The organism is Frankia sp. CcWB3 (assembly GCF_977927595.1).
This window is the reverse complement of record NZ_CDWRCK010000038.1, coordinates 1-7,046: the sequence shown is the minus strand read 5'-3', so window position 1 is coordinate 7,046 and position 7,046 is coordinate 1. Positions and strand designations below refer to the sequence as shown.

Sequence of the window (7,046 nt, the reverse complement as noted above, 5' to 3'; positions counted from 1 at the left end):
GGGCCCGTAGCCGTGAGGCCCGTAGCCGTGAGGCCCGTAAACTGACCGGCCATGGGCTTGTCGATCGGGATCGTCGGGCTGCCCAACGTCGGCAAGTCCACGTTGTTCAACGCCCTGACGCGCAATGAGGTGCTGGCCGCGAACTACCCGTTCGCGACGATCGAGCCGAACGTGGGCGTGGTCGGGGTGCCCGATCCGCGTCTCGGCGAGCTCGCGAAGTTCTACGACAGCGCCCGGACGGTGCCGGCCACGGTCAGCTTCGTGGACATCGCCGGCCTGGTCCGAGGCGCGTCCGAGGGGCAGGGCCTGGGGAACCGCTTCCTCGCGAACATCCGCGAGTCCGACGCGGTCTGCCAGGTCGTCCGGGTGTTCTCCGATCCTGACGTGGTGCACGTCGAGGGCAGGGTCGACCCGGCCGACGACATCGAGACGATCAACACCGAGCTGATCCTCGCCGATCTGCAGACCGTCGACGCGCGCCTGCCGAAGCTGGAGAAGGAGGCCCGGGCCGACAAGGCGAAGCAGCCGTTGCTGGCCGCGGTGAAGGCCGCGCGCGAGGTGCTTGACGCCGGTCGCACGCTGTCCTCGGAACCGAAGATCGATCGCGACGCCCTGCGGGAGCTTTTCCTGCTCACCGCCAAGCCCTTCCTCTACGTCTTCAACGTCGACGAGGACGTCTTCGCCGATCCCGGTCGGCGCAAGGAACTTGTCGGGTCCGTCGCGCCCGCGGACGCGATCGTGCTGTGCGCCAAGGTCGAGGCCGAACTGGCCGAGCTCGACGAGGCCGACGCCGCGGAGCTGCTGGCCTCGCTCGGCCAGGAGGAGAGCGGCCTCGCCCAGCTGGCCCGGATCGGTTTCCACACCCTCGGGCTCCAGACGTTCCTGACGGCCGGCCCGAAGGAGGCCCGGGCCTGGACCATCAGGGCCGGGGCGACCGCGCCGGAGGCCGCCGGGGCCATCCACACCGACTTCCAGTGTGGCTTCATCAAGGCCGAGATCGTCTCGTACGACGCCCTGATCGCGGCCGGTTCGATGGCCGCCGCCCGCGCGGCCGGCAAGGTGCGCATGGAGGGCAAGGACTACGTGATGGCCGACGGCGACGTCGTGGAGTTCCGCTTCAACGTCTGAGCAGCCTCCCGACCGCTATGGCCGGACCGCGAAGGAATGCGAGTCCGGAAGTAGCTTTGGGATCAACGGCCGCCTCTACAGCGAGGCTGTGGCCGCGGCCTGAAGATCTCCGGCGGCCGTGGTCACCGCGCTAAACGAGCTGCCGGGTGGCCGCGGCGACGACCGCCTCGACCGGTCCTCGCATCCCGCTCGCCCGCCAGGCGGTGGCGACGGTCAGGGCCACGGCCGCCTGGAGCAGGAAGGACGGCGTCGGGTCCGCGGGGAGGAAGGACGCGGACATCACGATCACGTGGGCGCAGTAGAGGGTCAGCGTCATCGATCCGACGGGCGATGAGCGGGACCAGCATCAGGGGCGGCAGCAGCCGGCTCAGGAGCAGGACGAACCCGAGCAGGGCGACCGCGGTCGCGCTGGTGTGCAGCAGATCGACGGGCGTGGACGAGTGCGGGGTGTCGACGGCCAGCCACCACCAGGTGTTCGTCGGGGTGCTGCCGTACAGCCCGGCGTCGAGGATGGAGCGCACCGGCAGCGGCCCGACTCCCGCGACCTCGACGGGATCGACGGATTCGAGTGCGGCCATGCCTGCGGCGTGCCGGAGCAGTGCCCAGGAGGCCAGCGACGCCGCCGCGGCGATCGTGCCACCCTCCGCGAGCAGGGCGGCGGCGACCCGCGTGGACCGTAGATCCAGCCGGCCGGCCGCGAGTCCCACACAGAGATACCCGAGCCAGGCGAGCGCCGGATAGAAGCCGGTGAAGCCCATCTCCAGGGTCAGGCTCACCGGGTGGGTGAACACCCGGCCAAAGGTTGGGTCGTCAAGGGTCGGGGACGGCAGATGGTCCCGGCTGAGGAGGCCTGCGGCCGGGACGACCGCGAACGCCAGCACCGTGACGACGACCAGCGCTCCGAGCGGAGCCCGCAGCAGCGGCACGGCCAGGATGAACATCAGCGCGTAGTAACAGAGGATCACCGCGATGCCGGAGTGGGTGTAGCCGAGGGCGAGGCCGATCGTCCCGATGCAGGCCGCTCGTGCCACAGTCGACGCGCGCGCCTGTGGCGCCGGCAGCCGGCCGGTCGACAACGCCAGCGCCACCCCGGCGAGTACCGCGAAGGCCGCCGAGGCCCGGCCGGAGGCGAGCAGATGCGCGGGGGTCGCCGCCCCGTCATCCTCGACCGCGGGATAGACGTGCGTCGCGACCATGCCGATCAGGGCGATGCCCCGCGCCGCGTCGACTCCGCGTACGCGGCCTCCCCCGGGGGCCTGCGGGTAACGGGGCTGAAGCATCGCGGGCACGCCCTTCACACTGGTCTCCGGGCGGGGGTGGGTTTCGTCCGGCCCGCCGGGAGTATCCCCGGGCCGATGCGGGCACCGCGACCGTGGCTCGGCAGTCAACGACTGATGAGTGGCAAGGAGAGGGGGATGGCGTGATCTGCCATCTGGCGGGCCGGTCCGAGTGGGCGGCCGGGGCTGGCGGGTACCGCCCGGCGAGCCTGGCATCCGAGGGGTTCATCCATTTCTCCGCCCCGGAGCAGGCCGTGGCCACCGCGAACCGGTACTACGCCGGGCATGCGGACCTGCTGCTGGTCGTCGTCGACCCGGAGCGGCTGAGCGCGGAGCTGCGCTGGGAGCCGCCGGCGGCCGGGGCGCCCGCCGGCCAGGCGCCCGCGGGGGGCACGCCCGCGCCAGGGGAGCTCTTCCCGCATCTCTATGGGATGATCGACACCGGCGCGGTGACGATCGTCGTACCGTTCCCGCCTGATCCGGATGGTGTCTTCAGGGTGCTGCCCAGCCTCTGGTGATCTCCAGATCTGTTCGGTACGAGACGTCTGTTCGGTACGAGAGCTCAGTACGAGACACCGGCCGAGTACAGGATCTGTGAGATCCTGCGGGCCAGGGCCACGTCCAGCTCGGTGACGCCGCCGACTGAGTGGGTCCAGACCGTGAAGGTCGTTGTTCCCGGGCCCCGCTCGACGACCGGATGATGGTTCATCGCGTCCGCTGCCTGCATGACCTCGGCCACGATCGCATCGGCCTCGTCCCCGTCCAGCATGATCTCCAACTGGATCCGGTCGGCGTCGCCGATCCAGCCGGGTAGTGCCGCCAACGCCTCGGCGACTTCGGTGGTGTCCAGCCTGCTCGGCATACCGATTCCCTCCGGCTGGTGATTCTCTGATTCTCTGGCTTGCGGTCCGACGTCCCGCTGCTGGGCGAGCCGTCCTGGTGGAGCCACCCGAAAGGCTCATCAGACACGATCCGCCGGGAACGGATCCACGGCTGGCCGGACTCTGGGAGAGTCCGGCACCATGAACGCGGATGTGGAGGGCTTGGATGCCCTCCCTTCTACCCATGGACGACGGCGTGGAACACCCGAGGACCGGGACGGCACCGACGTCCCGGTGGTTAGGGGACGTCTGGTCGTCGCCGTCGCGCTGCTCGACGACGATCGCCGGGTGCTGGCCGCCCGGCGCCGGGAACCGCATCCCTATGCCGGGATGTGGGAGTTTCCGGGCGGCAAGGTCGAGCCCGGCGAGCACGAGCTCGACGCGCTCGCCCGGGAGTGCCGGGAGGAGCTCGACGTCGAGATCGAGGTCGGTCCGCCGCTCGGCGAGGTCGGGCTGTCCAGCCCCGGGTGGGTGCTGCGGGTGTGGCTCGGCCGGGTGACGCGCCGGCAGCCCCAGCCCGTCGAGCATGACGAGCTGCGCTGGCTCGGCGTAGCCGAACTGGACGATGTCCGGTGGATGCCGGCCGACGGGCCCCTGGTGGCGGAGTTGCGCCGCGTGCTGTCGGCTCCCGGATCGCTTTTCTGAACGCCGGCTCTTCTGAACGCCGGCGACGGGAGGTCGCGGACCGGTGAAGCCCCGGACCGGTGAAGCCCGTTGTAGCCGTGGCATCCGTACCATGGGTGCATCCGTACCATGAGTGGCGGTGCGACCGTTGCCGGTGTACGCGTGACGGGCAGATCGTCGTGCCGCGGCGCCGACACCATGGCGGGCACCCGCCAGAACGTTCGCGTCACCGGTTCATGCGTTACCGTCGTTTCATGCGGTGACGTCGTCGTCGTTGTTGCGGGGTCGCGAACCCCATGTCCGCCCCGGAGCGCATCACCGTGTCTCTTCGTGCCGATCTTCGAAACGTGGCAATCATCGCCCATGTCGACCACGGCAAGACCACCCTCGTTGACGCCATGCTGCGCCAGTCCGGCGCGTTCGGCGAGCATGCCGAGCTCACCGACCGCGTGATGGACTCGATGGACCTGGAGCGTGAGAAGGGCATCACGATTCTCGCGAAGAACACCGCGGTCCGTTACGGCGACATCACGATCAACATCGTCGACACGCCCGGTCACGCCGACTTCGGCGGTGAGGTCGAGCGCGGCCTGTCGATGGTCGACGGCGTCCTGCTGCTCGTGGACGCGAGTGAGGGCCCACTGCCCCAGACGCGCTTCGTCCTGCGCAAGGCGCTCGCGGCGCGGCTGCCGGTGGTGCTCGTCATCAACAAGGTGGACCGGTCGGACGCCCGGATCGCCGAGGTGGTCGACGAGACCTACGAGCTCTTCCTCGACCTCGACGCCGACGAGGACCAGATCGACTTCCCGATCGTCTACTGCAACGCGAAGGCGGGCCGTGCCTCCACCACCCGCCCGGCCGACGGGGTGAGCCCGGACTCACCCGATCTCAAGCCGCTGTTCGACCTTCTGCTGGAGACCGTGCCGGCGCCGTCGTTCGATCCGGACGCGCCGCTGCAGGCCCTGGTCACCAACCTCGACGCGTCCCCGTACCTCGGCCGGCTCGCGCTGTGCCGGGTGCACAACGGCACGATCAAGCGTGGTCAGCCGGCGACGCTGTGCCGGGCCGACGGCAGCCAGCAGCGCGTCAAGATCAGCGAGATGCTGATGACGCAGGCGCTCGAGCGGGTGCCGGCGGAGTCGGCCGGGCCGGGCGACATCATCGCCATCGCTGGCATCCCCGACATCACGATCGGGGAGACCCTCGCCGACGCCGGTGATCCCCGGCCGCTGCCGGTCATCACCGTCGACGAACCGTCCATCAGCATGACGATTGGCATCAACACCTCCCCGCTCGCCGGCCGTTCCGGCAAGAAGCTGACGGCACGGCTGGTCAAGAACCGGCTGGACGCCGAGCTCATCGGCAACGTGTCGATCCGGGTACTGCCCACCGAGCGGCCGGACACCTGGGAGGTGCAGGGCCGCGGGGAGCTGCAGCTCGCCGTGCTCGTCGAGCTGATGCGGCGCGAGGACTTCGAGCTGACCGTCGGCAAGCCGCAGGTCGTCCCCCGCATTGTCGACGGCAAGATCCACGAGCCGGTGGAGCACCTCACCATCGACGCGCCCGAGGAGTTCCTCGGCACGCTGACCCAGCTGCTCGCGCTGCGCAAGGGCCGGGTCGAGCAGATGGTCAACCACGGCACCGGCTGGATCCGGCTGGAGTACCTGGTCCCGGCCCGCGGGCTGATCGGGTTCCGGACCGAGTTCCTCACCGAGACCCGCGGTACCGGGCTGCTGCACCACGTCTTCGACCGGTACGAGCCCTGGTTCGGGGAGCTGCGCACCCGGGCGACAGGCTCCATGGTCGCCGACCGCAGCGGGGTGGCGACCGCGTACGCCCTGTTCAACCTCCAGGAACGCGGCACGATGTTCGTCGGGCCGACGACCGAGGTCTACGAGGGCATGATCGTGGGTGAGAACTCCCGGGCGGACGACATGGACGTCAACCCGACCAAGGAAAAGAAGCTCACCAACATGCGTTCATCCACCGGCGACGAGCTGGTCCGGCTCACCCCGCACCGGGTACTCACCCTTGAGCAGGCGTTGGAATTCTGCCGCGAGGACGAGTGCGTGGAGGTCACCCCGGGCTTCGTGCGGCTGCGCAAGGTGGCGCTGACCGCCGCCGAACGCGAGAAGATCCGCTCCCGCCGCCGAGCCTGAGCCCGGTCCCCAGATTGCGGCAAAGTCGCCCGTAGGGTCGTCAATGTGACGACAGCTGCCCCATCATCACCCTCTACTGCGCCACTTCCCGCCCGGCGGGTGATGTTCGTGCACGCCCACCCCGATGACGAGGTGATCTCGACGGGGATCGCGCTTGCCTCGTACGCCGCCGCCCCCGACACCCACGTCACCCTCGTGACGTGCACATTGGGGGAGGAGGGAGAGGTACTGGTGCCCGAGCTGATCAATCTGCAGGCGGATCGGGGCGATCAGCTCGGCGGCTACCGGATCGGCGAGCTGGCCGGTGCCTGCGCCGCGCTCGGCATCACCGACCAGCGTTTTCTTGGCGGTCCCGGGCGTTGGCGGGACAGCGGGATGATCGGCACCCCTGCCAACGACCATCCCCGCTGTCTGTGGCGGGCGGACCTGGACGAGGCCGCGGCGGAGCTGGTGCGGATCGTGCGCGAGGTCCGGCCGCAGGTGCTCGTCAGCTACGACGCCCGCGGTGGTTACGGGCACCCCGATCACATCCGGGCCCACGAACTCACCCGGAGGGCCTTCACCGACGCCGCCGACCCGTCCTTCGCCCCGCAGGCCGGTCCGGCCTGGCAGGTCGCCAAGCGATACGAGACGGCGCTGGCGCGGTCGAGCGCCGTCGCGGGCTTCGAGTACTTCCGCGATTCCGCCGCTGAGAGCAGCCCGTTCGCGGGTCTGAAGTCCGTGGACGAGCTGGGGATGACGCTTGTCGACGATGCGGACATTACGACCGAGCTCTCCGCTCCCCACTTCTTCGAGGCGAAGATCGCCGCCATGCGGTCGCACCGGACACAGATGAGCGTCGACGGGTTCTTTTTCGCGCTCGCCGACGGCATCGGTCAGCGAGCCTGGAGTGTCGAGCACTTCGTGCTGGCCGAGGGCGCCCGGGGGCCGGGGGACGGTCCGGGCGCCCTCGGCCAGCACGAAGGGCTCGACTCTCC

7 protein-coding genes are annotated in these 7,046 nt (G+C 69.9%); 5 read left to right on the top strand and 2 right to left on the bottom strand.

Annotated features, from left to right (window positions below):
* Positions 1-51: 51 nt before the first annotated feature.
* Complete coding sequence (gene ychF / locus ACY5KJ_RS05160) at positions 52-1,128, top strand: redox-regulated ATPase YchF (RefSeq protein WP_462187150.1); 1,077 nt, start codon at positions 52-54, stop codon at positions 1,126-1,128.
* Between the two features lie 122 nt (positions 1,129-1,250).
* Here ychF and ACY5KJ_RS05155 read toward each other — a convergent pair whose 3' ends face one another.
* Entirely contained in the window at positions 1,251-2,426 is a 1,176-nt protein-coding gene (locus tag ACY5KJ_RS05155; protein WP_462202888.1) for a heparan-alpha-glucosaminide N-acetyltransferase domain-containing protein, read from the bottom strand.
* A 122-nt stretch (positions 2,427-2,548) separates the two neighbouring features.
* On the opposite strand from ACY5KJ_RS05155, the gene ACY5KJ_RS05150 reads away from it, so the two are divergent.
* Positions 2,549-2,923, top strand: coding sequence for a DUF952 domain-containing protein (locus ACY5KJ_RS05150; RefSeq protein WP_462187152.1), 375 nt, complete (start codon positions 2,549-2,551; stop codon positions 2,921-2,923).
* Between the two features lie 44 nt (positions 2,924-2,967).
* Here ACY5KJ_RS05150 and ACY5KJ_RS05145 read toward each other — a convergent pair whose 3' ends face one another.
* Positions 2,968-3,267, bottom strand: a complete 300-nt coding sequence (locus ACY5KJ_RS05145; protein WP_462187153.1) for a 4a-hydroxytetrahydrobiopterin dehydratase — start codon at positions 3,265-3,267, stop codon at positions 2,968-2,970.
* Positions 3,268-3,427: 160 nt separating this feature from the next.
* Between ACY5KJ_RS05145 and ACY5KJ_RS05140 the strand changes: the two genes are divergently transcribed.
* The 3 genes from ACY5KJ_RS05140 to mshB form a co-directional block, all read left to right on the top strand.
* On the top strand, positions 3,428-3,931 hold the full coding sequence (locus ACY5KJ_RS05140; protein WP_462187154.1) for a (deoxy)nucleoside triphosphate pyrophosphohydrolase: 504 nt from the start codon (positions 3,428-3,430) through the stop codon (positions 3,929-3,931).
* Positions 3,932-4,206: 275 nt separating this feature from the next.
* On the top strand, positions 4,207-6,069 hold the full coding sequence (gene typA / locus ACY5KJ_RS05135; RefSeq protein WP_462202887.1) for a translational GTPase TypA: 1,863 nt from the start codon (positions 4,207-4,209) through the stop codon (positions 6,067-6,069).
* A gap of 102 nt (positions 6,070-6,171) precedes the next feature.
* A partial coding sequence (gene mshB, locus ACY5KJ_RS05130; protein WP_462202890.1) for an N-acetyl-1-D-myo-inositol-2-amino-2-deoxy-alpha-D-glucopyranoside deacetylase occupies positions 6,172-7,046 on the top strand: 875 nt, incomplete at its 3' end.